Raw genomic sequence first — 24,100 nt, 5'->3', positions numbered from 1 at the left:
GGACACCGTGGGGGACCCCGGCCATAGGCTGGAGCGCATGACCGACGTGCTTCCCGCGGGCCTCGCGCTCGACGACCTCAGCCCCGACATCCGCCCGCAGGACGATCTGTATCGCCACGTGAACGGCGCGTGGATCGTTCGCACCGAGATCCCCGGCGACAAGGCCCGTTGGGGCTCCTTCCACCTGCTGGCCGAGCAGGCGGAGAAGGACGTGCGCGCGATCGTCGAGGAGTCGCAGGAGGCGGAGGAGGGGACCCTCGCCCGCAAGATCGGCGACCTGTTCGCGAGCTTCATGGATACCGAGCGCATCGCCGCGGCCGGCGTGACCCCGCTGGCCCAGACCTTCGCCGAGATCGACGCGATCGACGGCGTCCCCGCGTTCCTGCGCACCGTGGGCGCGTACGACCGGGAGGGCCGCGCGGCGGTGATCGGTCTGTACGTCGACGGCGACCCCGGAAACCCGGAGCGCTACCTCCCGGTCCTGGTGCAGGCGGGACTCTCGCTTCCGGACGAGAGCTACTTCCGTCTCGACACGTTCGCCGAGACGCGGGCGGCGTACCGCGAGCACCTGGAACGCCTGCTCGACCTGGCCGGGGTCCCCGACGCGGCGGCGCAGGCCGAGCGGTCCATCGCGCTGGAGACCGAGCTCGCCGGGCACCACTGGGACAACGTGCGCAGCCGCGACGCCGTCGCCACCTACAACCTCAAGACCTGGGACGAGCTCCAGACCCTCGCCGGCGTCGACCTCACCCCGTGGCGCGAGGCCGTGACGCCGACCAATCCGCGGGCGTTCGACGAGGTCGTCGTCGCGCAGCCGAGCTTCTTCGAAGGACTCGGCGGTCTCCTCACGGCTGAGCGCCTGGACGACTGGAAGGCCTGGCTGCGTGCGAAGGTCGTGCACGCGGCGGCGCCCTACCTCACCGACGAGCTCGTGCAGGAGAACTTCTCGTTCTACGGCACCCAGCTCACCGGCGTGCCCACGATCCGCGAGCGCTGGAAGCGGGGCGTCTCGGTCACCGAGGGCGCGCTGGGTGAGGCGATCGGCAAGGTCTACGTCGAGCGGCACTACCCGCCGACGGCGAAGGCGGCGATGGACGAGCTCGTCGCCAACCTCGTCGAGGCCTACCGGCAGAGCATCGAGACGCTGGAGTGGATGACCGCCGAGACCCGGGAGCGGGCGCTCGCGAAGCTCGACGCCTTCACCCCGAAGATCGGGCACCCCGAGGTGTGGCGCGACTACTCGGCGCTCGAGATCGATCGCACCGACCTTCTCGGCAACGTCCGCCGCGCGGCGATCTTCGAGCATGACCGCAACATCGACAAGGTCGGCACGCCGATCGACCGCACCGAGTGGCACATGCCGCCGCAGATGGTGAACGCGTACTACAACCCCTCGATGAACGAGATCGTGTTCCCCGCGGCGATCCTCCAGTACCCGTTCTTCGACGCGGGGCGCGACGCCGCAGCGAACTACGGCGGGATCGGCGCGGTCATCGGGCACGAGATCGGGCACGGCTTCGACGATCAGGGCAGCCGATACGACGGTGAGGGCCGCCTGCAGGACTGGTGGACCGACGCCGACCGCGCCGCCTTCGAGGAGCGCACCAAGGAGCTGATCGCGCAGTACGACGCCCTCGTGCCGGAGGGTCTCGACGCCGAGCACCATGTGAACGGCGCCCTCACGATCGGTGAGAACATCGGCGATCTGGGCGGCCTCGGCATCGCGCTGAAGGCGTACGAGCTCTCGCTGCGCGCCGATCCGTCGGTGCCGGAGCCCGTCGAAGGGCCGGTCATCGACGGCTACACCGGGGTGCAGCGGCTGCTCCTGTCGTGGGCGCAGGTCTGGCAGCAGAAGAGCCGGGAGGCCGAGACCCTGCGTCTGCTGACGATCGATCCGCATTCGCCGAACGAGTTCCGGTGCAACCAGATCGTCCGGAACATCGACGCGTTCTACGAGGCATTCGGGGTCACCGAGAACGACGCCCTGTGGCTGCCGGAGTCGTCACGGGTGACCATCTGGTGACGAACCTCCGCACTCTGTGAGGCACGCTCCGGCGGTGGGGTTACGATAGCCCTGCCGCCGGGGCGCCCTTCCCGGATGTGCAGTATCCCTCCCCTCCTGAAGGACCACGCGTGGGTGCGACCGACCCTGGTGACGCGTTCCGGAACCCCTCGGCTCCCGGAGCGTCCGGGAGCGCGCCCGAGTCGTCCAGTGGTCGCCGTTCGCAGCGGCCGGGAGCCCGTCGGCTGCCCCGCCGCGTGGCCGTCGGCCGGCGGTCGTTCACGTCGACGCTGAAGGCTCTCGAAGGGCTCGCGAACTCCGGGGCGCAGGTGTCGGTGCACGTGGTCGACCTCGACTCCCACGTGCATGTCCTGGCGGGGGACGACCACGTCACGATGCCCGTCGCGGGGCTCGGCGTGGTCCCGCTGCTGATCGAGGTCGCGGCGGCGTTCGAGTCGGGCGCCCTCGACCCGCTGGAGATCGTCGAGCGCTCGAGCGTCGAGGCCGTCGAGAGCTCCGGCCTGTGGCGGCACCTGCGGGCCCCGGCACTGCCCTTGGAAGACCTCGCCGTGCTGGCCGCGACCGCGGGCGACCCGATCGCCGTGAACATCCTGCTGCAGAAGGTGGGACACGACCGGGTGCGCGAGCGCATCGAAGGACTGGGCTTGCGGCGCACCGCCCTGCTCGACCGGTTCCGTGATCGCCGCGGTCCCGACGACGCCCCGCAGGTCGCGGTGGGGTCGGCGCGCGAGCTCGCGGGTCTGTTCTCCGCCCTCGTCAACTCCCAGGTCGTGGACGCCGCCGTCAGCGCGCAGGTGTCGGAGTGGCTCAGCCTCAACCAGGACCTCAGCCTCGTGGCCGCCTCGACCGGACTCGACCCCTTCGCCCACGAGCACGACGCCCACGGCCTGCTCTTCGTGAACAAGACCGGCCGGGACCGGGGCGTGCGCGCCGAAGCCGGGGTCCTCGCGGGGCCACGGGCCGGTGTCGCCTACTCCCTGATCGTGTGCTTCGACGACCTGTCGATCAGCCACCGTCTCCGCGCGCACGACGCCTTCCGCGTGCTCGGCGTCGAGCTCATGGAGTACACGCACTGACCCGCGCGTGAACACAGGCATCCGCGCGGCATCAGGCTTCCACGGTGGCAATGAGCCTGACCTCCCGCGGTCGCCTGCCCTCGCGTGTTCCCCTGTTTCCACGCGCCCGGGATCCCGCACGCGAACTCAGGCATCGGCGTGGCATCAGGCTTCCTGCATGGAACGTGCCTGACCTCCCGCGGTCGCCTGACCTCGCGTGTTCTCCTGTTCCCACGTCCCCGGAATTCCGCGCGCGAACGCAGGCACCCGCGTGGCATCAGGCGTCGGGGGCGCACCCGGCCTGATGTCGCGCGAGCGCCTGCTGCCGCGCGAGCGCCTGATGTCGCGCGCTCGCCTGATGTCGCGCGACGCACGGGCTAGCATCGGGGCATGCCTCATGCCTGGACCCCGCACCGCCGCGACGACGGCGAGCTACTCGGCTGGATATATCCGGAGGGCGAGGACTGGATCGCCGTCGATGTCCTCGGGCGCAGAGTCTCCGGCCCGGGCGAGTGGCTCGACGCGGAGGCTGCGCTGGAGGACCACGGCATCGCCTGGCTGGCCGATCCGTGGATGCTCGAGGGAGAGGGTGACCGCCCGCTGCGGGTGCGCATCCTCGAAGTGACGCCGGACGAAGAGGGCGCACCGGGGCGCATCGTCGTGAAGGTCGACGACTTCGGGGACATGACCCGACCCGCGACCGCACAGTTCACCCTGCCGTGGCCGCTTCCTGCCCGGCTGCGGCCACCGCGTGCCGACGACCCGGATCCGCGCACGATCTCCCGCTGACCCTCCGCCGTAGGTCGCAGATCCGCCGTAGGTCGCACGTTCTCCGGGAATCTCTGCGACCTCGATGCGAATCAACGACCGCCGAACGGGTCAGCGCAGCGAAGGGTGCGGCTCCTCGGCGCGCCGTCGCGGAATGAACAGGGACAGGACCACGGCCACGATGCCGGCGGCGATCGCGAGCCAGAAGCACACCTCGAACGCGGCCCGCGTCGGCACGGCCACCCCGCCGATGTCCACGCTCATCGCCGCGAGCACCCCGCCCATCACGGCCGAAGCGGTCGAGGTGCCGACGGAGCGGAACAGCGCGTTCAGCCCGTTCGAGGCGCCGGTCTCGTTCGCCGGCACGGAGCGCATGATGATCATGGGCATCGCGGCGAAGGTGAACCCGATGCCGACGCCGATGAAGATGTTGGCGACGAAGATGTGCCACACCTCGGTCGACCACAGCAGCACGAAGACGTAGGCGAGCACGATCGCGATGGCCCCGACGGTGAAGAGCGGGCGCGGCCCCACGGTGCGCTCCAGCCACCCGGACAGCGGCGAGATCACCATCATGACCAGACCCGCCGGCATGATCACGAGCGACGCGGCCACCATGTCGAGCCCGAAGCCGGCGCCGCCCACCGCCGGCATCTCCAGCATCTGCGGGAACGTGACGTTCGAGGCGAACAGGGCGAAGCCCATGCCGATGGCGGCGATGTTCGTGAAGAGCACGGCGGGCCGGGCCGCGACCCGCAGGTCGAGCAGCGGATCGTCCGTGCGCAGCTGGTACCAGCCCCACAGCAGCAGCACCGCCACGCCGCCGATCACGCAGACGAGGGTGAGCGGCGCCGTCCAGCCCCACTCGGCGCCGCGCGACACGAACAGGAGCAGACCGGTGAGGCCGATGGCGAGTCCGATGGCGCCGAGCACGTCGAGGCGCCCGGGGGAGCGGAGCACGTCCTCCGGCACGACGGCGAGCACCAGCAGCAGCCCGAGCACTCCGAGGGTGGCGGCGAGCCAGAACAGCATGTGCCAGTCGGCGTTCTCGGCGAGCAGCGCGGCCACCGGCATGCCGATCGCTCCGCCGACCCCCATGGTCGCGCTCATCAGGGCGACCGCGGTGCCGAGACGCTCGGGCGGCAGCACGTCGCGCATGATCGCGATGCCGAGGGGGACGACGCCGGTCACGGCCCCCTGGAGCGCGCGGCCGATGATGACCCCGACGATCGAGCCGGACACCGCGGCGATGACCGAACCCACGATGAGGATCGCGAGGAGCGCGATGACGACCCGGCGCTTGCCGTACATGTCGCCGAGGCGGCCGGAGATCGGCGTCGCGACGGCGGCCACGAGCAGCGTGATCGTGACCACCCAGGTGGTGTCCTCGCGGGAGGCGTTCAGCAGCTGGGGCAGCTCGGCCTGCAGCGGCACGACGAGAGTGAACATGAACGAGGAGCACAGGCCCGCGAACGCCAGCACCGCGATGATCGCCCACCGCGGAGGGGTACGGGAGAGGCGTTTCCTGGCTCTGTCGTCGTTCGCACCCACCGGCTCAGGCTATCGGCGTTCCCGGAGGGGAGGGGCCGATGTGGTTGCATGGCCGGATGACCGACGACACCGCGCCCGCGCTGCACCCCGCCGACTCCGCGTACCACCGCCGGCTCCCGATCGGCGAGGTGCTCGACGCCTCGGCGCTCGCGGAGGGTCTGCCGTGGGCGTTCGAGAGCGTCACGATGCGGTCGCTCGAGCCGATGCTCGTGCCGGAGAAGCCCCGCGCCGGCGAGCACGATCCCGCCGCGTGCGGCCACTGCGGTCCGAGCGTGCACACCATCTGGCACGACGACCTCTGGCAGGTGCGTGCCGGGTGGGACGTCGGCGGGCTGCCCTTCATCGGCGGGGTCGCGCCGCGCGAGCACTGGCTCCTGGAGAACGCGCCGCAGGACGTGCTCGCCGCCCTCGGGCCGCTGATGCAGCGCGTGTCCGAGGCGGTCAAGAGCATCCCCGGCGTCGCCCGCTGTCACTTCGGGCGCTGGAACGACGGCTCCGCGCACATGCACATGTGGGCGCTGGCCCGACCGGCCGGGATGATGCAGGGCCGCGGCGCGGTGCTCGCGCTCTGGGACGGGATCCTGCCGCCGCTGCCGGCGGACATGGCCGAGGACCACCTCCGCATCGTCGCGGAGGCGCTCGCCGCGGGCGGGGGCGATGCCTTCCCGTACCGGTGAGCCGGAGTCGGTTTCCGCGAACGGGCGGAGGAGGGGCAGACTGGGATCGTGCGAACCATCCGCGATCTCGACACCGTTGAACTCATCCTCGACGCCCAGAGCCTGCTCGACTCCATCCGGGGCCCGCAGCGCGTGGTGGACGCCGGGACCCTCCGTGCCCTGCAGCAGTCGGGCAACTACGTCGTCGGCTTCTTCGACGGCGAGGGCGACGAGGAGCGCATGGTCGGCGCCTCGATCGCCTTCTTCGGCGAACCGGCCCGCCGCGCCATGCACTCGCACATCACGGCTCTGCTGCCCGAGTACCGGGGGCGCGGATGGGGCCGTGAGCTCAAGGAGCACCAGCGGCAGTGGGCGTTCTCCCGCGACGTCGGCCGCATCACCTGGACCTTCGACCCGCTGGTCGCCCGGAACGCGCACTTCTTCCTCACCGTCCTCGGGGCGCGCGCCACGGGCTACTCGGTGAACCGGTACGGCATCTTCGGCGGCGGCGACGCGGGCGACGAGAGCGACCGCCTCGACGTCGAGTGGGCGCTCGCGGACATCGCCAAGCCCCCGGCGGAGGACGCCGTCGTGGAGACGCTGGAGATCCCGGACGACATCGAGGGCATGCGGGAGTCCGACCCCGCGGCCGCGCACGAGTGGCGACTGCGCCTGCGCGCGCAGATGGAGGGCCTGCTCGGCAGCGGCCTCCACATCGCGGGCTTCGAGACCGGCCGGGGCTACCTCTTCGCCGCGTGATCGCCGGGGCCGTCACCGCACGCCCCGCATGAGCCGCAGCACCGGCTTCACGCTCAGCAGCAGGCCGATGCCGACGACGATCGCGATGCCGCCGAGGATCGAGAAGAACGGCACCTCGTTCTCGGGGTCGTAGAACCGCACCAGCTCTCCCGAGATCGCGGTTCCGAGCGCGATGGAGAGGAAGAACAGCGCGACCATCTGAGTCCGGAAGACGGACGGCGCCAGCTTGGTCGCCGCTGACAGACCCACCGGCGAGATCAGCAGCTCCGCGACGGTGAACACGAAGAGGATGCCGACGATCGCGAGCAGCGGCGTCGAGTTCGCCCCGCCGCCGGAGAACGGCAGGAACAGCAGGAATGCGGAGCCCATGGTGATCGCGGCCAGCCCGAACTTCACGGGGGTGGACGGCTGGCGCGTCCCCAGCTTCGTCCAGATCGCCGCGAAGACCCCGGACAGGATGATGATGAACACCGGGTTGATCGACTGCACCCACGACACCGGCATCTCCCACCCGAACAGGTCGCGGTCGAGCCGCTTGTCGGAGTAGATCGTCAGCACGGTGAACTGCTGCTGGTACAGCGACCAGAACGCGACGCTGGTGATGAAGAGCGGGACGAAGGCCCAGACGCGGGACCGTTCGGTGCTGTCGATCCGGCGGCTGCTGAGGATCACCGAGAAGTAGACGACCGTGGCGACGACGGTGACCCCGATCACCAGCGCCGCCAGGTTGTCGGCGCGGATGACGCCGGTGAGCACCAGCACGGCGATGAGCACGATCGCGGCACCCGCGAGGATTCCGACCAGAGCGTAGCGGGCGCGAGGAAGCGGGTTCGGCACCTCGCGGGCTGTGGCGGGCAGTGCCTTGCGGCCGAACGCGTACTGGATGAGGCCGAGGGTCATGCCGAGCGCCGCGAGCCCGAAGCCCCAGTGGAAGCCGAGCGTCGACTGCAGCAGGCCGGTCAGGAGCGGGCCGAGGAACGCTCCCAGGTTGATGCCCAGGTAGAAGAGCGAGAAGCCGGCGTCGCGCCGGGGATCATCGGCGCGGTAGAGGCTGCCCACCACCGAGGTGGCGTTCGCCTTGAGGCCGCCCGACCCGAGCGCCACGAGGACGAGGCCGACGCCGACGCCGACCGCACCGGGCACGAGGGCGAGCGCGAGGTGTCCCGCGACGATCACCATGGCGCTGACGAAGAGGACCCGTTCCGCGCCGAACAGGCGATCGGCGATCCAGGCCCCGAGGATGGTGGACAGATAGACCGAGCCGCCGTACGCGCCGACGATCCCGCCCGCGACCGCCTCCGGGATGCCGAGGCCGCCCTGGGTCGCCGAGAAGTACAGGTAGATGAGCAGGATGCCCTGCATGCCGTAGAAGCTGAAGCGCTCCCACATCTCCACGCCGAAGATGTGCACGAGCGACCACGGCTGTCCGAAGAAGCGGGTGTCCTCGTCGCGGGAGGCGGGCGGCTGCGCGGTGGTGCTCATGCGTGGGACGGTACTCCTCCCGCGGGTCCCGCGGCCAGGGGTTGCGCTCCGGCCCCGGATAGAATGGGGGTGCCCGTGCTCACGGGCATTCTCCGCATCCGACCATTGGAGCCACCGTGGCCGAACAGTCCCGCCTCGACAAGGTCATCGCCCTCGCCCGCCACCGCGGTTTCGTGTTCCAGGCGGGTGAGATCTACGGCGGTTCCCGGTCGGCCTGGGACTACGGACCCCTCGGCACCGAGCTGAAGGAGAACATCCGGCGGCAGTGGTGGCAGACCTTCGTGCGCGGCCGCGGCGACATGGTCGGTCTCGACTCCAGCATCATCCTGCCGAAGCGCGTGTGGGAGGCCTCGGGCCACGTCGCGACCTTCACCGACCCGCTCGTCGAGTGCCTGCAGTGCCACAAGCGCTTCCGCGCCGACAACCTCATCGAGGACTTCGAGGCGCGCAAGGGCCGCAAGGCCGAGAACGGTCTCGCCGACATCCCCTGCCCGAACTGCGGCACCAAGGGCCAGTACACCGAGCCGAAGGCCTTCTCCGGTCTGGTGAAGACCTACCTCGGCGTCGTTGACGACGAGTCCGGCCTCTACTACCTGCGCCCCGAGACCGCGCAGGGCATCTTCGTGAACTTCTCGAACGTGCTCACCGCGAGCCGCAAGAAGCCGCCGTTCGGCATCGGCCAGGTCGGCAAGGCGTTCCGCAACGAGATCACCCCCGGCAACTTCATCTTCCGCACCCGCGAGTTCGAGCAGATGGAGATCGAGTTCTTCACGCCGCCCGCCGAGGCGCCGCAGTGGTTCGACCACTGGGTCGAGGCGTGCTGGAACTGGTTCATCGACCTCGGCATCGACCCGGAGAACATGCGGCAGTTCGACGTGCCGGAGGAGGACCGCGCGCACTACTCGGCCGGCACCATCGACGTCGAGTACCGCTTCGGCTTCGCAGGCAAGGAGTGGGGCGAGCTCATGGGCGTCGCCAACCGCACCGACTACGACCTCTCCAGCCACAGCGAGGCCTCCGGCCAGAGCCTGACGTACTTCGACCAGGCCACGGGCGAGCGCTACACGCCGTACGTGATCGAGCCGTCGTTCGGTCTCACCCGCGCGATGATGGCCTTCCTCGTCGACGCGTACGTCGAGGAGCAGGTGCCCAACGCCAAGGGCGGCACCGACACCCGCACCGTGCTCAAGCTCGACCCGCGCCTGGCCCCGGTCAAGGCGGCCGTGCTCCCGCTGTCGCGCAACGAGAACCTGTCGCCGCTCGCCCGCGAGGTGGCCGACACACTCCGCGGCTCGTGGGCCGTCGACTTCGACGACGCCGGTGCGATCGGTCGTCGCTACCGCCGCCAGGACGAGATCGGCACGCCGTTCTGCGTCACGGTCGACTTCGACTCGCTCGACGACCGTGCCGTGACCGTGCGCGACCGCGACACGATGGCGCAGGAGCGCGTCCCGATCGACGAGCTGCACGCCTACCTGGCGGAGCGCCTCCGCGGCGCCTGACGTGACGGCACCGGGGGGAGCCGGCGCACGGGGAGAAGCCTCGCCCGTGCGTCCGGTCGCGGCCATCGTGCTCGGCGCGCTCGCCGTGTCGTGGATGATCCTCACGGTGCTCGACCTGCGGGAGAACGACGGCGCCGGGCCCATCATCGCGATGTTCGGCCTCCCAGCACTCGCCGCCGCGGTCATCATCCAGATCGTGATGACGCGGCTGGGGGACCGGAAACGCGTGCCGAAGGCCGTGTTCTGGTGGGTGCTCGCGGTGCTCCCGCTGGGGACCCTGGCGGGCTTCGTCGTCGCGATCCTCCGCGACCCGGACTACTTCGTCGCCGACGAAGGCCCCTGGATGCTCCTCTGGGTGCCGGTCTTCATCGTCGTGGGGCTGCTACTCGGCGCCCTCGTGTGGTTCTTCTTCGTGTTCCCGCTCGTATCGCTCGTGACGGTGATCCGCCTGATCGCGCGCGGGGAGGCGAAACCCGGCGCCCTCATCATGCCGATCGTGCTGCTGAGCCTCGGCGTGCTGAGCATCGTGGGCGGACTCTCGATCGACACGGACAGCAGCGGCCGCGCGTCGTGGGGATCGATCATCGCCGCGTTCCTCGGCCTCCCCGGGAACTACGAGGTGATCTGGGAGCCCGGCCTCTGGATCGTCCGCGGCATCGTCCTCGCGATCGTCCTCCTCTTCGCCGTCCCCGCCGCCCACTCCCGCCTCTCCTCCCTCTCCTCCCGCCCTCGCCGTTGACGCCGAGACCCCGGGTTCTCGCCGAGACCCCGGGGCGCGTGCGGGGGTACGTCGGGGTCTCGCCGGGAAGGCGGGGTCTGGCGGACGCGGAGTGACCCTGCTATGGTCGCTCCTCGTGGGTACTCTGATTCGCTAGAGCGGGACGCCGCGTCGAGAGCTCTTCTCCGCGGTGGGTCCTGAGCGACCGCGCCCGACTCCGGGTGCGGTCGAGGTTCCTGTTCCCCGCGTCATCGACGCAGATCCCGGCGGTGCGCGTGCGCCGCTGGAGAGGATCCCTCATGTTCCCTGTACTCTCGACCCCTTCCGACTCCTCGGCCCGCGCTCATCGCGAGTGCGCGCTGCAGGCTGCCTCCGTCCGGTTCGCCGACCGACTCGTCCTGGACCGGATCGACCTCGTCGTCGGCCCCGCCGACCGCCTCGCCGTCATCGGCGACAACGGCGCGGGGAAATCGACTCTGCTCGATCTGCTCGCCGGTGTTCTCGCGCCGACGTCCGGGGAGGTGCGGCTCGACCTTCCCGGCGGGATCGCGCATGCCCGGCAGAACCCGGTGTTCGCGGACGGAGCGACGGTGACTGACGCCATCGACGAGCTCCTCGGCGACCTCCGCGCGCTGGAGCACGACCTCGCCCGTGCCTACGACCTCCTCGCCGCGACACCTTCGGAGCGCGAGTCGGCGATGGCCGCCGTGGCCCTGTTGCAGGACCGTTTCGAGTCCCGCGGCGGGTACGAGGTCGACCGTCGCATCGACACCGCCCTGGAGCAGCTCGGGGTGGGCGGGCTGGACCGCGGGCGATCGGTGGCCGCGCTGTCGGGCGGAGAGCGGGCGCGGCTCGCTCTCGCGGTCGCCCTTTCTTCCGGAGCCGAGCTGCTGCTCCTCGACGAGCCCACGAACGACCTCGACGACCGGGCGCTGACCTGGCTCGAGGACCGTCTCGCGGCGCATCGGGGAGCGCTGGTAGTCGTGACGCACGACCGCGACTTCCTGGACCGTTTCGCGACGGCTGTCGTGCAGGTGGAGGACGGTCGGATCCGTCGCTACGGCGATGGTTACGTGGGGTTCCTGCGGGCGCGCGAGGCCGAACGCCGGGCGGCTGTCGCGCGCCACGAGGAGTGGAAGGCCGAGGTCGCCCGCACCGAGGCCCTGCTCGCCGCCAACGCGTTCCGGCTGCAGGCGATCCCGCGCAAGCTCGAGCTCGACGGCTTCGGTCATGGCGCGTTCCGGGCGCGGAGCCGCGACCACGGTGCCGTCGGGCGCATCCGCATGGCGAAGGAGAGGCTGTCGCGGCTCCGGGACAACCCGTGCCCGGCGCCGCCCGGGCCCCTGCGGTTCGTGGTCGCGGCAGAGGATCGCGCACCGCTCGACGACCCGCTCCTGACGCTCGAGGCCGTGTCCCTCCGCGAACCCGGACGACGGCTCGCCGTGTCGCCGTGGACGATCGAGGCCGGTTCGCGGTGGCTCGTGACCGGGCCGAACGGAGCCGGGAAGACGACACTCCTCCGTCTCCTCGCCGGCGAGCTCCTCCCCGCGTCCGGGACGCTCGTCCGCGGGGACGGGCTGCGGATCGCGTTCCTCCGGCAGGAGGTCGACACGCGCCAGCGGGGTTCCGCTGTCGAAGTCTTCGCGGCTCGGACCGGGACGCCGCCGGCGGATGCGCATGACGCTCTCCTGGCTCATGGACTCTTCCGCGGGTCGGAGGTGGACCGCGACGTGCGGGCTCTCTCCGTCGGGCAGCGTCGGCGGCTGGATCTCGCGGTCGCCTTGTCGTCGCCGTTCGATCTGCTGCTGCTCGATGAGCCGACGAACCACCTGGATCCCGAGCTCGTGGAACAGCTCGAGCCCGCTCTCGCGGACCACCCCGCCGCCGTCGTCACGGTGACGCACGATCGGCGGTGGCGTCGTCACGCGGCGGACGCACAGCGCGTGCAGGTTGACGAGGGGGTGGCCACCACCTGAGGCCCCGCCTTCCCGCCGAGACCCCGGGCTCCGCACGTCCGCACGCCGGGGTTTCGGCGGGAACCCGGGGTCTCGGCGATGGGACGAGAGCTACGACGTGACCGTCAACTGCATGCGCGCGTCGCCGCCGGACTCGACCCAGGCGCGCGAACCCTCGAGGATCCCGCGGAGCACATCGAGGTCGACCTCGTCGAGGTCCTTGAGGTAGAGGCAGCCCACCCCCGTCGTGTGCGGGCCGAGCGCGCCGAGAGCCTCCGCGTGGGCGTCCACCCCATCGAGGAGGTAGATCGTGGTCGCGGCCTTCCGGGGGGCGAAGCTCAGAATGCCGCTGTCGCCCTCCGTCCCGGTGGGATAGCGGTAGTGGCAGGAGCCGAACCCGATGATCGACCCCCAGGTCTGCGGCTCTCGCCCGGTGATGTCCTGCAGGAGAGCGGTCAGCGTCTCCGCATCACGGCGACGCACGGCCGGGGAGGAGCGGGCGATCAGCCCCGCGACGTCGTCCCCGGTCGGCTGCACTACTTCGCCGCCTTCGCCGCGGCCTTCATCGCCTTCTTGTACTCGCGCACCTTCGTCAGCGACTCCGGCGACACGATGTCGGCGACGCTGCGGTACGACCCGTCCTCGCCGTAGGGCGCCGAAGCCTCCCGCCAGCCCTCGCCGGTGAACCCGTACTGCTTGCCGAGGAGGGCGAGGAAGATCTTCGCTTTCTGCTCGCCGAAGCCGGGAAGGGCCTTGAGTCGTCTGAGCACCTCGGCACCGCTCGGCTGGGTCCCTGAGTCTGCCGACGGGCGCGTCCACAGGGCGGCGGCGTCCCCGTCCCAGTCGTCGACGAGCGCCTGGCACAGGGTCTGCACCCGCGTCGCCATGGAGCCGGGGAACCGGTGCACCGCGGGGGTCTGCCGGAAGGCCTCGAGGAACTCCTCCGGTGCCATGCCCGCGATCGCCGCAGCATCCGCCGCCCCCGTCCGCTGCTCGATCTTGAGCGGTCCGGTGAACGCGGTCTCCATGGGGATCTGCTGGTCCAGCAGCATGCCGATCAGCAGAGCCGTCGGGTTCTCGGTCAGCAGGGCGTCGGCGGCGGTGTCTCCGGTGATGTGAAGGGCCATGAGTCCAGTCTCCCACCCCGCCGGATCAGGCTGTGGCGGCGTCCTCGACCGCGTCCGCGGCAGGGGTGATCCCGTACAGCGTCGCGAGCGCGGCGGCGAACTCGTCCGCGCGGCCGGCGGCGGCGAGCTCATGAGCCCGCACGGTCGGCGTGTGCAGCAGCACGCCCGAGAGGTGCCGCAGCGCCTGCTCGACCTTGCCATCCTCGTCACCACGGGCGCGGGCGCGGTCGATCTCGCGCTCCAGCAGCTCGAAGATGTGCGAGCGGAAGGCCACGACCGACGGGGTCACGCTCTGGCGGGCGCCGACCACGTGGAAGGTCTCCGCGGCTTCGCGGACGACGCTCCGGGCGGCGTCCGTCGCCTGCAGCTCCTCCAGCGGGGCGTGCAGGCGGATGGTCTCCAGGTCGAGCAGCGCGACGCCCTCCAGCGCCGCCACGGCCGGGTCGACGTTCCGCGGCATGCCGAGGTCGACCACCAGCCGGCTCGGGACACCGGTGGTGCCGCTGGTCGCGACGACGGGGCAGCCCGCGGCGGCGAGGCCGACCGGCAACTGCAGGTGCTCCGGGCCGAGCACGGGCTCGGTCGCGGTGGTGCAGGTGATCAGCAACGTGGAGTGCGCCGCCGTGCGCGCGTACTCCTCGGCCGGCACCGGGCGGATGTCGTGCTTCGCCGCGAAGATCTCGGCGCGGCCGGAGGGAGAGTAGACGGAGATGTCGACGGCGCCGCGCTCGCGCAGGGTCGCGAGGGTGACGGCCGCGTAGGCGCCCGTGCCGACCAGCAGCACGCGCTCGGCGGACCAGTCGGCGATGCGGCTGTCGGCGAGTTCCAGTGCGAGGCGCACGAGCGAGCGCCCGGCGCGGCCGAGGGCGGTGACGTTCTTGACCTTGCGCTGCGCCTGGCTCGCGCGCTGGAACAGCCGCTCGAGCTCGGGGGAGGTGGTGCCGTCCTTCCGGGCGGACTTGAGGGCGCGGCGCACCTGGCCGGCGATCTCGCCCTCACCGGAGACGACGGACTCGAGGCCGGAGGCGACGGAGAACAGGTGCTCGGCGACGCGGCGACCGGAGTGAACGGCGTAGGCGCCGTCGAGGTCGGCAGCCGGGATTCCGGTCGCGGACTCGACGGCCTCGATGACGGCTTCCACGCCGATGGCGCCGGCCGCGGTCACGGGCTCGTCCATCTCCACGTACGCCTCGAAGCGGTTGCACGTCGCCAGGACCACGGCACCCTGCACGCACGGCGCCATGCCCACGATGGTGGGAGCGACGTCGTCGGGGGTGCGGCTCAGGCGTTCGAGCAGTTCGAAGGAGGCGGTCTTGTGACTCGCCGTCACACACAGCAGCACCCTTCGATTGTACCCGAGCATCCGAAGCCGGGACTCGGCTGCTCCCTATGCGCCGGATGGGAGGATGGACGCATGGCACTCTCCGACGCCCCGCTGCTGCGCGCCCTCACCGGCGACCGCCCCGCCACCGCTCCGGTCTGGTTCATGCGCCAGGCCGGCCGCTCGCTGCCCGAGTACCGGGAGTTGCGGGTCGGCACGAGGATGCTCGACGCCTGCCTCACCCCCGACCTCGCCGCCGAGATCACCCTCCAGCCGGTGCGACGGCACGGCGTCGACGCGGCGGTGTTCTTCAGCGACATCGTCATCCCGCTGCGTCTCGCCGGCGTGGAGGTCGAGATCGAGCCCGGCCGCGGCCCCGTGTTCGCGAACCCGGTGCGGACGGTCGCGGACGTCGACCGCATCACGGCCATCGACCCGGAGAGCCTGGACGGCAGTGCCATCGCGGAGGCCGTCGGCATCGTCGTCGCGGAGCTCGGCGACACTCCGGTCATCGGCTTCGCGGGGGCGCCCTTCACCCTCGCCGCGTACCTCGTCGAGGGCGGTCCGTCCAAGGAGCACCTGCGCGCCCGCGGCATGATGCACGCGGAACCCGAGGCCTGGCACCGTCTCGCGGGCTGGCTGGCGCAGATCTCGCGGCGGTTCCTGGAGACGCAGCGCGATGCCGGCGCCGCGGTCGTGCAGCTCTTCGACAGTTGGGCGGGCTCCCTCAGCCCCGCCGACTACCGCGCCTTCGTGGCGCCGCACTCCCGCACGGCTCTGGACGGCATCGGCATCCCGACGATCCACTTCGGCGTCGGCACCGGGCCCTTCCTCGGCGACATGCGGCTCGACGGCATCGCGGACGGCGTGGGGGTCGACTGGCGGCTGCCCCTCGACGAGGCCGCCGCGATCCTCGGCCCCGACGTGTCGGTGCAGGGCAACATCGACCCCGCGTTCCTCGGCGCGCCGTGGCCGGTGCTCGAGGCGCATGTCCGCGACGTGCTCGAGCGCGGTCGCGCGGCCCGCGGGCACATCCTCAACCTCGGCCACGGCGTGCCCCCGGAGACCGACCCCGACCAGCTCACGCGCATCGTGGAGCTCGTGCACGCCGGCTGACCTCCGTTCGAATCGCCTGCTTTGCTGCATCTGCGGCCCAGATGCAGCCATTCACGCGATTCGAAGCGCGCGCGCCAGCCACAGGTCCGACAGACCGAAGCCCCCCCCCGGCCTGACCTCCGTTCGAATCGCGCACCTGGCTGCATCTGCGGCGATTATCCGGCCAATCGGGCGATTCGAAGCACAGGGGCGGTGAAAGGATGGACGCATGAGCCCTGAGCGCCCCGCACCCGCCGAACCGGCCGACCTGGCCGCCCGTGCCGCACAGAAGCACGTCGTCGTGGTGGGAGGCGGCGTCGGCGGACTGGTGGCCGCCCGTGAGTGCGCGAAGGTCGGCATGCGGGTGACGCTGCTCGAGGGGTCCGAGGCCCTGGGCGGCGTGATCCGCAGGGTCGCCCTGGACGGGGTCGTCGTCGACGCCGGGGCGGAGAGCTACGCGACGAAGGGTGGGCATGTCCGCGCCCTCGTGGACGACCTCGGCCTCTCCGACCGCGTCGTGACGCCGCAGGCGGGAGGGGCGTGGCTCGCCGGAATCCCCGGCGGCGGCGCGGCACCACTCCCGGCCGGCGGCATCCTCGGCATCCCCGGCAATCCGTTCCAGGACGACGTCCGCCGCATCATCGGCTGGTCGGGCGCCTGGCGGGCCTATCTCGACCGGGTGCGACCGCCGCTCACGATCGGGCACCAGCTGAGCCTCGGCCGCCTCGTCGCCTCGCGCATGGGGGAGAAGGTGCGCGACCGCCTCGTCGCCCCCGTCACCACGGGCGTCTACTCGGCATCCCCGGACGACGTGGACATCGATGTCGCCGCCCCCGGGCTCAACGCCGCCCTCACCCGCGTCGGATCGCTGTCCGGAGCGGTGCTGGCCCTCCGCGGAGAGGGTGCGTCGCGCGGCACGAAGACCCCCGGTGCTGCCGTCGAGGGGCTCGTCGGCGGCATGAGCGTGCTCGTCGACGCCCTCGCGGCCGACCTCGACGAACTCGGTGCGACCGTCCGTACTCGCGTCCGGGCCCGTCGCCTCACCACCGACGGCACCACTTGGCGCGTCGTGGTCGAGGAGCCCGTCGCGGACCAGCCGATTGAGGGGGAGGAGACGACCCAGGAGGCGGAGCTCGTCGCCGATGCCGTGATCGTCGCGACCTCCGAGCACGGCGCGCGGGAGCTGCTCGCGGGCGCCGTACCCGCCCTCGCGGCCGCCGACGCCGCGCCCGCCCCCGAGATCGAGATCATCAGTCTGCTGCTCGACGCGCCCGCGCTGCGCACCCCGCCCCGCGGCACCGGCGTGCTCACCGTTCCGCACAGCCACACGGCGAAGGCGCTCACACACTCCACGGCGAAGTGGTCGTGGGTGCGGGAGGCCGCGGGCGACCGTGAAGTGGTCCGCGTCTCCTTCGGTGCACAGGGGGAACCGGCGGCCACCGCGGCGCTGGATGACGAGGCCGCGATCGACCTCGCCCGTCGGGAGGCCTCGGCGCTCCTGGGCATCCCGCTGTCGCCCGACCAGGTCGTGGCGGGTCATCGTGGGCGCTTCGTGCAGGCGCAGCCCGCGTCGATCATCGGCTCGGGGGAGCGGCGTGCCGCAGCCCGTCAGGCCGTGCAGGCCGTGCCGGGATTGGCCGCTGTGGGCGCCTGGCTCGCGGGCACGGGGCTCGCGCAGGTCGTGCCGGACGCTGCGGAGGAGGCGGACCGCCTGCGCCGCGCTCTCCTCTGGGACTGAGCGTCCGACGAGCACGCGCGAGTGCGCTCGACGCCTCCGTGTCAACCCTCTGATCGATTGATGCCGAAATCGGCATACGGCGTTACGCTGGGTACCTGATCGCGGTGGAGACGCGGGCGATCGGCGTCCCCCGGGACGGACCACAGCCGGAACAACGTGAGGAGACCCCATGAAGGGGAAGATCGGACTCGTCGTCGGACTCGGCGTCGGCTATGTGCTCGGCACCCGCGCAGGACGCGAGCGCTACGAGCAGATCAAGACGCAGTGGCTGAAGGTCTGGAACACCGACCCGGTGCAGGAGCGCGTCGACAAGGTCAAGGGCTTCGTCGGCGACAAGGCCGCCGCGGTCCCTGGTGCCGTCTGGACCGGTGCCGTGAAGATCGTCAAGTCCGTCACCGGCGACGGCACGCCCGGGCAGAAGCTCGATGCCGTCATCGCCTCCGGCAAGGACGCTGCGGAGGAGATCTCGGACGCCGCGGAGGACGCGGTCGACGAGGTCAAGGAGCGCGCCGCCGAGGCCCAGAAGCCCGCCGCGGCGAAGCCGGCCGCGACGAAGCCGGCCGCGACGAAGCCCGCCCCGCGGAAGTCCGACGACTGACATGCCCCGCGGATATCGGGATCGCGCCGACGACAGTCTGCTGACGCTGCTCGGCGACCTGCCGGAGCTCGTCACCAATCTCGTCAAGGCCGAGATCGACGCGGCCAAGGCGTGGGTGTCGCGCACCGCGAAGGACGCGGGGGTCGGCTCCGTCTGGTTCCTCGTCGCGCTGTTCTTCCTGTTCTGGGCCGTGCCCGTCATCCTCGTCTTCGCGATCGCGGGACTGTCGTCGTGGTGGCCGGTGTGGCTGTCCGCGCTGGCGGTGTTCGGCATCCTCATCATCGCCGTGCTGCTGTTCGCACTGCTCGGCATCCTGAAGTTCCGCAAGGTGCTCCGTCGCCAGAACCCGGCACAGGCCGTGGCCGAAGACATCCGAATCGTGAAGGAGGCCGGCGATGAGCACCCCTGAGTCGCTGCCGCGCACCGCGGTCCCCGCGGGAATCGTCGACCCCGTCGCCTCCGCGCGCGCCGAGCTGAAGGCGGCCCTCGCCGCCATCGAGATCAAGGGGAACATCCCGCGGCGCGTCGAGAAGGCGTCGGCGCGCGCCGCCGTCAAGGCGCGTGCTTTCGCGGACCGCAATCCGGCTGCCGCGATCGCCGCGACAGTCGGGATCGCTGCCGCCGTCGGCGGGGCCGTGTGGGCCATCGCCCGCGCCATCGCGCGCTGAGCCGCCTCCGCACCGCCCTCGGGCGGGGGCAGTATTCCCCTGATTAGCGGCGCCTCCGCAAAGGGGGCAGACTGGGATCATGTCCGACCTGCGCGAAGAGAACCCGTCCGGTTACACCCTCTGGGCCGTCTGGCGACGCAACCCCGACGCCCCCGTCACCGAGAACGATGCGACCGAGCTCGAGTCGATCGTCTCGCACGTCGAGGACTCCGGCGTCACCGTCCGCGGCTTCTACGATGTCTCCGGCCTCAAGGCCGACGCCGACCTCATGGTGTGGCTGCACGGCGCCACCGCCGAGGAGCTGCAGAAGGCCCTCCGCCGCCTGCGCCGCACCGAGATGCTGCGCTCGCTCCTCCCGGTGTGGAACGTCATGGGCGTCCACCGTGACGCGGAGTTCAACCGCGCGCACGTCCCCGGCTTCCTCCGCGGCATCGAGCCCAAGGACTGGCTCTGCCTCTACCCGTTCGTCCGCACGCCGGAGTGGTACCTCGCGCCGGAGAGCGAGCGTCGCGCGATGCTCGCCGATCACGGACGCAAGGGTGCGGCGTTCACCGGAGTCATCGCGAACACGGTGGCCTCCTTCGCCCTCGGCGACTACGAGTGGCTGCTGCCGCTGGAAGCCGACGAGCTGACCGACCTCGTCGACATGATGCGGGACCTCCGCTACACCGACGCCCGCATGTTCGTGAAGGAGGAGGTGCCCTTCTACACGGGGCGCCGCCTGCGCTTCGACGAGATCGCGGACGTGTTGCAGTAAGCGCCATGAGCACCCCCATCCGTCTCGGCACCCGTCGCAGCGCGCTCGCGCAGGCGCAGTCCGGTCACGTCGCCGCCGCGCTCGAGAAGGTCACCGGTCGCCGCGTCGAACTCGTCCCGATCACGAGCGAGGGCGACACCAATCGCGCCTCGCTGTCGGAGATCGGCGGCCTCGGCATCTTCGCCACCCGTCTCCGCGAAGCCCTCCTCGCCGGCGAGTGCGACTTCCTCGTGCACTCCCTCAAGGACCTCCCCACCGCGGTGCCGGAGTCGCTCGTCATCGCCGCGACGCCCCGACGGGAGGACGCCCGCGACGTGGTGCTCACCCGACACGGCATCCCGCTGCACGAGCTCCCGGCGGGGAGCGCCGTGGGTACCGGGTCGCCGCGACGTATCGCCCAGGTCCACCGCCGTGCGCCTCGCGCCCACGTCGTGGACATCCGCGGCAACGTCGACTCCCGCCTCGCGCGCGTCACCTCCGGAGAGCTGGACGCCGTGATCCTCGCCGCCGCCGGCCTCTCGCGACTCGGCACGGATTCCCCGTTGCAGCGCGAGGAGCTCGGCCTCGCGGAATGGCCGACCGCTCCCGGCCAGGGATCCCTGGCGGTCGAGACACGGGCGGACGCGCCGGAGGAACTGCGCACGGCGCTGTCGGCGCTGGATCATCGGGAGACACGGCTCGCGATCACCGTCGAGCGCGCCATCCTGGAGGGCCTCGACGCCGGTTGTCAAGCCCCCATGGCGGCGCACGCCGTCGTCCAGGGCTCCGAGATCCGCGTCAGGACGGTGGTCTACGCCCCGGACGGCGGTCGTCGGATCGGGCTGGACGTCACGGAAGCCCTGAACGGGGAGTATATTCATCGGAACGGCAGTGGCAATGGTGCGGATGCTGCCGATGGTGCAGACCCGATGCACGCAGCGCGTGAGTTCGGGCTCGCTGTTGCCCGTCGGCTGCTCGATCAAGGGGCGGCCGACCTCGTCCCTCAAGAGCAATCCGAATTGTCATGACCACTTCTGAAAGCAAGCAGGACCGACCGCTGGACGGCTGGCGCATCCTCGTGCCCCGTGGCGGCCCCTGGGGTGACAGCGTCGCCGCGAGCCTCCGCGCTCTCGGCGCCGTCCCCGTCGTCGCCCCGCTCATCAACTTCGCTCCGACCACGGATCAGGCGACCCTCGACCGTGCGCTGGAGCAGCTCGCGGCCGGCGAGTTCGACTGGCTGACCGTCACGAGCGCGACCACGGTGGACGTGCTGTTCGCGCACCGTGCCGTCGTGCCGAAGACCACGAAGATCGCGGCCGTGGGGGAGACGACGGCCGCGGCGCTGCAGGCCGTGGGCTACGAGGTGGCCCTGGTCCCCGAACAGGACAACTCCGCGCAGGGGATGGCGCAGCAGCTCATCGCTCTGGAGCACGAGCCGCGCCGCATCCTGGCGCTGCGCAGCGAGATCGCCAAGCCCGTCCTGAGCATCCTGCTGTCCGAGGCGGGACACGACGTGCACGGCGTCGTCGCCTATCGCACGGTCGGTGTGCCGGTGACGGAGCGCATCCGCCGCGACGTCGAGAACGGCCGGATCAACGCGATCCTCATCACCAGCGGTTCGGTGGCCGAGCAGGTGCGGAAGCAGTTCCCCGAGATCCCGGACGAGACGCTGCTCGCGGCGATCGGCCCGCGGACGGCCAAGGACGCCGAGCGCGCCGGCCTGCCCGTCTCGGTGGTCGCCGACCGGCAGACCATCGATGCGCTGATCGAGGCCGTGTCGCAGTTCACCCTTCCGCACGCGGCAGACGAGTTCGCGCCGTGAGCTTCCCCGACATCCGCCTGCGCCGACTGCGTCAGTCGCGCGCCGTCCGCGACCTCGTGCGCGAGACCTCTCTCGAGCCGCGTCAGCTCGTGCTCCCGCTCTTCGTCCGCGAAGGCATCAGCGAGCCGGTCGCCATCGGATCGATGCCCGGCGTCGCTCAGCACTCGATCGACTCGCTGCGTTCCGCGGCCGTGGAGGCTGCGGAGGCCGGGGTCGGCGGGGTCATGCTGTTCGGCGTTCCCGCGGTGCGCGACGCCCGGGGCTCCGGCGCGGACGACCCGCAGGGCATCCTGAACGTCGCCACCGAGGCGCTGGCGGCCGAGGTCGGCGACGCGCTCGTCGTGCAGACCGACCTCTGCCTCGACGAGTTCACCGATCACGGGCACTGCGGCGTCCTCGCCGCCGACGGCTCGGTGGACAACGACGCGACCCTGGAGCGATACGCCTCGATGGCCCTCGCCCAGGCGCGGGCGGGATCGCAGCTGCTGGGGCTGTCCGGGATGATGGACGGCCAGGTCGCCGTGATCCGTCAGGCGCTCGACGCCGAGGGCTTCACTGACACCCTGATCCTGGCGTATGCCGCGAAGTACGCGAGTGCGTTCTACGGCCCGTTCCGCGAAGCGGTGGACTCGCAGCTTCAGGGCGACCGCCGCACGTATCAGCTCGACCCCGGCAACCGTCGCGAGGGCGTGCGGGAGGCGCTGGTCGACGAGGACGAGGGCGCGGACATCGTCATGGTGAAGCCGGCGATGGCCTTCCTCGACGTGCTCCGCGAGGTCCGCGACGCCGTGACCGTCCCGGTCTGGGCATACCAGGTGTCGGGCGAGTACGCGATGATCGAGGCCGCCGCCGCGAACGGCTGGATCGATCGGCGCGCCGCGGTCCTCGAGTCGCTGCTGTCGATCCGCCGGGCGGGCGCTGACGCGGTGCTGACGTACTGGGCCACCGAAGCGGCCCGCTGGCTGCGCGGCTGAGCCTTCGTCGGCCGCGGCCTCGGAAGGGCAGGCGGCGGGTTAGCCTGGAAGGGATGCCGGGAGAGCGCCGTGCATCACGGAGGAGCCTCGATGACCGACCGCAATGACGACCTTTTCTCTGCCGCCCGTGCGGTGATCCCCGGCGGGGTGAACTCTCCGGTGCGGGCCTACGGGTCGGTCGGCGGGACGCCGCGCTTCCTCGCCTCGGCGCGCGGCGCCACCGTGACCGACGCCGCGGGTCGCGAGTACGTCGACCTCGTCGCGTCCTGGGGTCCCGCACTGCTCGGACACGCGCAGCCCGAGGTCGTCGCCGCCGTGCAGGAGGCCGCCACCCGGGGGCTCTCCTTCGGCGCGCCGACCGAGGGGGAGGTCGAGCTCGCCGCGCTCATCGCGGACCGCGTCCGCTTCGGCGAGATCCGTCCCGTGGAGCGCGTCCGTCTCGTCTCGACGGGCACCGAGGCCACCATGACCGCGATCCGCCTCGCCCGCGGCGCGACCGGCCGTGATCTGCTCGTGAAGTTCGCCGGCCACTATCACGGCCACTCCGACGGCCTGCTCGCCGAGGCGGGCTCCGGGGTCGCCACGCTCGCGCTGCCCGGTTCGGCCGGTGTGCCCGCGCCGATCGCCGCGCAGACCCTCGTGATCCGCTACAACGACCCCGAGGCGCTCGCCGCCGTCTTCGCCGAGCACGGTCCCCGCATCGCGGCCGTCATCGTGGAGGCCTCGGCCGCGAACATGGGCGTCGTGCCCCCGCTCCCGGGCTTCAACCGCCTCATCGCGGAGACCGCCCACGCGCACGGTGCTCTGATGATCCTCGACGAGGTCCTCACCGGCTTCCGGGTGCACCCCGCGGGCTTCTGGGGCCTTCAGGCGGAGGCCGGAGAGGACTACCTGCCCGACATCCTCACCTTCGGCAAGGTCGTCGGCGGCGGTATGCCGCTCGCGGCTCTCGGCGGTCGCGCCGAGGTCATGGACCTCCTGGCGCCCCTCGGTCCCGTCTACCAGGCGGGGACGCTCTCCGGGAACCCGCTGTCGGTGGCCGCGGGCCTGGCCACGCTCCGCCTCGCGACGCCGGAGGTCTACGCGACCGTCGACGCCGCAGCCGCTCGGGTCTCGTCGGCTCTCGACCGCGCGCTCGCCGAGGCCGGCGTGACCCACGCCCTCGCCTCCGCCGGCAACCTCTTCAGCGCTTCGTTCCGCGCCTCGGCCCCGCGTGACTACGCCGAGGCGCAGGCGCAGGAGTCGTTCCGGTACGCGGCGTTCTTCCACGCGATGCGCGAGCACGGCGTCGCGCTGCCGCCGAGCGTCTTCGAGGCCTGGTTCCTCACCGCCGCGCACGGCGAGGACGAGCTCCAGCGCATCGAGGCCGCCCTGCCGCACGCCGCCCAGGCCGCCCAGACCGCGCGCCCCTGACCGCTCCTCCCGCTGGTCGGTCGCGTGGCTCGTTCGCGTGAGAACAGGCAGCCGCGCGGGGATAGGAACCCTTGGACCCCGTTGCCTGATCTCCCGCGAACGCCTGCAGGCGCGAAGGCCGTCGGCATTAGGCCTTCGC

The 24,100-nt window shown here is 71.5% G+C and carries 23 protein-coding genes; 18 read left to right on the top strand and 5 right to left on the bottom strand.

The features are described 5' to 3' along the window. The first annotated feature begins 37 nt into the window (after nt 1-37). The 3 genes from AUV07_RS14385 (at nt 38) to AUV07_RS14375 (ending at nt 3,867) form a co-directional block, all read left to right on the top strand. Nucleotides 38-2,023, top strand: coding sequence for a M13 family metallopeptidase (locus AUV07_RS14385; RefSeq protein ID WP_062637168.1), 1,986 nt, complete (start codon nt 38-40; stop codon nt 2,021-2,023). 110 nt (nt 2,024-2,133) lie between these two features. Continuing rightward, nucleotides 2,134-3,099 carry a serine hydrolase gene (locus AUV07_RS14380; protein ID WP_062637166.1) on the top strand — a complete coding sequence of 322 codons (966 nt, stop codon included), beginning with the start codon at nt 2,134-2,136 and terminating at the stop codon, nt 3,097-3,099. Nucleotides 3,100-3,468: 369 nt separating this feature from the next. Further along, nucleotides 3,469-3,867: a hypothetical protein gene (locus tag AUV07_RS14375; RefSeq protein WP_062637164.1), complete on the top strand. Its 399-nt coding sequence runs from the start codon at nt 3,469-3,471 to the stop codon at nt 3,865-3,867. A gap of 90 nt (nt 3,868-3,957) precedes the next feature. On the opposite strand, the gene AUV07_RS14370 is transcribed toward AUV07_RS14375, so the two are convergent. After that, nucleotides 3,958-5,397, bottom strand: a complete 1,440-nt coding sequence (locus AUV07_RS14370) for an MFS transporter (protein ID WP_082802979.1) — start codon at nt 5,395-5,397, stop codon at nt 3,958-3,960. Between the two features lie 56 nt (nt 5,398-5,453). On the opposite strand from AUV07_RS14370, the gene AUV07_RS14365 reads away from it, so the two are divergent. Both AUV07_RS14365 and AUV07_RS14360 read left to right on the top strand, forming a co-directional pair. Next, the gene (locus AUV07_RS14365; protein WP_062637162.1) at nt 5,454-6,074 is read left to right on the top strand and encodes a hypothetical protein; all 621 of its coding nucleotides are present in this window, start codon (nt 5,454-5,456) and stop codon (nt 6,072-6,074) included. Between the two features lie 48 nt (nt 6,075-6,122). Continuing rightward, nucleotides 6,123-6,812, top strand: coding sequence for a GNAT family N-acetyltransferase (locus AUV07_RS14360; RefSeq protein WP_062637160.1), 690 nt, complete (start codon nt 6,123-6,125; stop codon nt 6,810-6,812). 12 nt (nt 6,813-6,824) lie between these two features. Here the strand turns inward: AUV07_RS14360 and AUV07_RS14355 are convergent, their stop codons facing one another. Next, nucleotides 6,825-8,294 (bottom strand): peptide MFS transporter, encoded by a 1,470-nt coding sequence (locus tag AUV07_RS14355; protein WP_062637158.1) that lies wholly within the window; start codon nt 8,292-8,294, stop codon nt 6,825-6,827. Between the two features lie 116 nt (nt 8,295-8,410). On the opposite strand from AUV07_RS14355, the gene AUV07_RS14350 reads away from it, so the two are divergent. From AUV07_RS14350 to AUV07_RS14340, 3 genes are all read left to right on the top strand, one after another. Beyond that, nucleotides 8,411-9,796 (top strand): glycine--tRNA ligase, encoded by a 1,386-nt coding sequence (locus AUV07_RS14350; protein ID WP_025104883.1) that lies wholly within the window; start codon nt 8,411-8,413, stop codon nt 9,794-9,796. A gap of 46 nt (nt 9,797-9,842) precedes the next feature. Continuing rightward, nucleotides 9,843-10,535: a hypothetical protein gene (locus tag AUV07_RS14345; RefSeq protein ID WP_062637156.1), complete on the top strand. Its 693-nt coding sequence runs from the start codon at nt 9,843-9,845 to the stop codon at nt 10,533-10,535. A gap of 278 nt (nt 10,536-10,813) precedes the next feature. After that, nucleotides 10,814-12,490: an ABC-F family ATP-binding cassette domain-containing protein gene (locus AUV07_RS14340; RefSeq protein ID WP_062637154.1), complete on the top strand. Its 1,677-nt coding sequence runs from the start codon at nt 10,814-10,816 to the stop codon at nt 12,488-12,490. 90 nt (nt 12,491-12,580) lie between these two features. Here the strand turns inward: AUV07_RS14340 and AUV07_RS14335 are convergent, their stop codons facing one another. From AUV07_RS14335 to AUV07_RS14325, 3 genes are read right to left on the bottom strand one after another with little or no spacing between them, the layout of a single operon-like run. Next, nucleotides 12,581-13,006: a DUF1801 domain-containing protein gene (locus tag AUV07_RS14335; RefSeq protein WP_062637152.1), complete on the bottom strand. Its 426-nt coding sequence runs from the start codon at nt 13,004-13,006 to the stop codon at nt 12,581-12,583. Beyond that, on the bottom strand, nt 13,006-13,596 hold the full coding sequence (locus AUV07_RS14330) for an HhH-GPD-type base excision DNA repair protein (protein ID WP_062637150.1): 591 nt from the start codon (nt 13,594-13,596) through the stop codon (nt 13,006-13,008). Before AUV07_RS14330 ends, AUV07_RS14335 begins: the two co-directional genes overlap by 1 nt. Before the next feature lie 25 nt (nt 13,597-13,621). Beyond that, on the bottom strand, nt 13,622-14,938 hold the full coding sequence (locus AUV07_RS14325; RefSeq protein ID WP_062637148.1) for a glutamyl-tRNA reductase: 1,317 nt from the start codon (nt 14,936-14,938) through the stop codon (nt 13,622-13,624). 72 nt (nt 14,939-15,010) lie between these two features. Between AUV07_RS14325 and hemE the strand changes: the two genes are divergently transcribed. The 10 genes from hemE to hemL all read left to right on the top strand — a co-directional run bounded on the left by hemE (nt 15,011) and on the right by hemL (nt 23,961). Then, nucleotides 15,011-16,033, top strand: a complete 1,023-nt coding sequence (hemE, locus tag AUV07_RS14320; RefSeq protein ID WP_062637146.1) for a uroporphyrinogen decarboxylase — start codon at nt 15,011-15,013, stop codon at nt 16,031-16,033. Between the two features lie 208 nt (nt 16,034-16,241). Next, nucleotides 16,242-17,750 carry a protoporphyrinogen/coproporphyrinogen oxidase gene (locus AUV07_RS14315; protein ID WP_062637144.1) on the top strand — a complete coding sequence of 503 codons (1,509 nt, stop codon included), beginning with the start codon at nt 16,242-16,244 and terminating at the stop codon, nt 17,748-17,750. A gap of 169 nt (nt 17,751-17,919) precedes the next feature. Further along, nucleotides 17,920-18,348 carry a hypothetical protein gene (locus tag AUV07_RS14310; protein WP_062637142.1) on the top strand — a complete coding sequence of 143 codons (429 nt, stop codon included), beginning with the start codon at nt 17,920-17,922 and terminating at the stop codon, nt 18,346-18,348. A gap of 1 nt (nt 18,349) precedes the next feature. Next, nucleotides 18,350-18,757 (top strand): phage holin family protein, encoded by a 408-nt coding sequence (locus tag AUV07_RS14305; protein ID WP_025104873.1) that lies wholly within the window; start codon nt 18,350-18,352, stop codon nt 18,755-18,757. Further along, nucleotides 18,744-19,016 (top strand): hypothetical protein, encoded by a 273-nt coding sequence (locus AUV07_RS14300; RefSeq protein ID WP_062637140.1) that lies wholly within the window; start codon nt 18,744-18,746, stop codon nt 19,014-19,016. The genes AUV07_RS14305 and AUV07_RS14300 overlap by 14 nt, the downstream gene beginning before the upstream one ends. Nucleotides 19,017-19,095: 79 nt before the next feature. Then, complete coding sequence (gene hemQ / locus AUV07_RS14295; RefSeq protein ID WP_174235391.1) at nt 19,096-19,773, top strand: hydrogen peroxide-dependent heme synthase; 678 nt, start codon at nt 19,096-19,098, stop codon at nt 19,771-19,773. Nucleotides 19,774-19,778: 5 nt separating this feature from the next. Beyond that, the gene (hemC, locus tag AUV07_RS14290; RefSeq protein ID WP_062637136.1) at nt 19,779-20,780 is read left to right on the top strand and encodes a hydroxymethylbilane synthase; all 1,002 of its coding nucleotides are present in this window, start codon (nt 19,779-19,781) and stop codon (nt 20,778-20,780) included. Next, the gene (locus AUV07_RS14285) at nt 20,777-21,574 is read left to right on the top strand and encodes a uroporphyrinogen-III synthase (RefSeq protein ID WP_062637134.1); all 798 of its coding nucleotides are present in this window, start codon (nt 20,777-20,779) and stop codon (nt 21,572-21,574) included. Before hemC ends, AUV07_RS14285 begins: the two co-directional genes overlap by 4 nt. Further along, complete coding sequence (gene hemB / locus AUV07_RS14280; protein ID WP_062637133.1) at nt 21,571-22,548, top strand: porphobilinogen synthase; 978 nt, start codon at nt 21,571-21,573, stop codon at nt 22,546-22,548. The genes AUV07_RS14285 and hemB overlap by 4 nt, the downstream gene beginning before the upstream one ends. A 90-nt stretch (nt 22,549-22,638) precedes the next feature. Then, the gene (gene hemL / locus AUV07_RS14275) at nt 22,639-23,961 is read left to right on the top strand and encodes a glutamate-1-semialdehyde 2,1-aminomutase (protein ID WP_062637131.1); all 1,323 of its coding nucleotides are present in this window, start codon (nt 22,639-22,641) and stop codon (nt 23,959-23,961) included. Nucleotides 23,962-24,100 lie beyond the last annotated feature (139 nt).

The sequence above is a fragment of the Microbacterium sp. CH1 genome (assembly GCF_001595495.1).
GTDB lineage: Bacteria > Actinomycetota > Actinomycetes > Actinomycetales > Microbacteriaceae > Microbacterium.
This window is presented reverse-complemented; position numbering and strand designations above follow the sequence as displayed.

Bases quoted from the DNA above. Each gene is read 5' to 3' on its own strand.
- AUV07_RS14385 (WP_062637168.1), top strand. From the start codon at position 38: ATGACCGACGTGCTTCCCGCGGGCCTCGCGCTCGACGACCTCAGCCCC.
- AUV07_RS14375 (WP_062637164.1), top strand. From the start codon at position 3,469: ATGCCTCATGCCTGGACCCCGCACCGCCGCGACGACGGCGAGCTACTC.
- AUV07_RS14365 (WP_062637162.1), top strand. From the start codon at position 5,454: ATGACCGACGACACCGCGCCCGCGCTGCACCCCGCCGACTCCGCGTAC.
- AUV07_RS14355 (WP_062637158.1), bottom strand. From the start codon at position 8,294: ATGAGCACCACCGCGCAGCCGCCCGCCTCCCGCGACGAGGACACCCGC.
- AUV07_RS14340 (WP_062637154.1), top strand. From the start codon at position 10,814: ATGTTCCCTGTACTCTCGACCCCTTCCGACTCCTCGGCCCGCGCTCAT.
- AUV07_RS14330 (WP_062637150.1), bottom strand. From the start codon at position 13,596: ATGGCCCTTCACATCACCGGAGACACCGCCGCCGACGCCCTGCTGACC.
- hemE (WP_062637146.1), top strand. From the start codon at position 15,011: ATGGCACTCTCCGACGCCCCGCTGCTGCGCGCCCTCACCGGCGACCGC.
- AUV07_RS14315 (WP_062637144.1), top strand. From the start codon at position 16,242: ATGAGCCCTGAGCGCCCCGCACCCGCCGAACCGGCCGACCTGGCCGCC.
- AUV07_RS14310 (WP_062637142.1), top strand. From the start codon at position 17,920: ATGAAGGGGAAGATCGGACTCGTCGTCGGACTCGGCGTCGGCTATGTG.
- AUV07_RS14305 (WP_025104873.1), top strand. From the start codon at position 18,350: ATGCCCCGCGGATATCGGGATCGCGCCGACGACAGTCTGCTGACGCTG.
- AUV07_RS14300 (WP_062637140.1), top strand. From the start codon at position 18,744: ATGAGCACCCCTGAGTCGCTGCCGCGCACCGCGGTCCCCGCGGGAATC.
- hemQ (WP_174235391.1), top strand. From the start codon at position 19,096: ATGTCCGACCTGCGCGAAGAGAACCCGTCCGGTTACACCCTCTGGGCC.
- hemC (WP_062637136.1), top strand. From the start codon at position 19,779: ATGAGCACCCCCATCCGTCTCGGCACCCGTCGCAGCGCGCTCGCGCAG.
- AUV07_RS14285 (WP_062637134.1), top strand. From the start codon at position 20,777: ATGACCACTTCTGAAAGCAAGCAGGACCGACCGCTGGACGGCTGGCGC.
- hemL (WP_062637131.1), top strand. From the start codon at position 22,639: ATGACCGACCGCAATGACGACCTTTTCTCTGCCGCCCGTGCGGTGATC.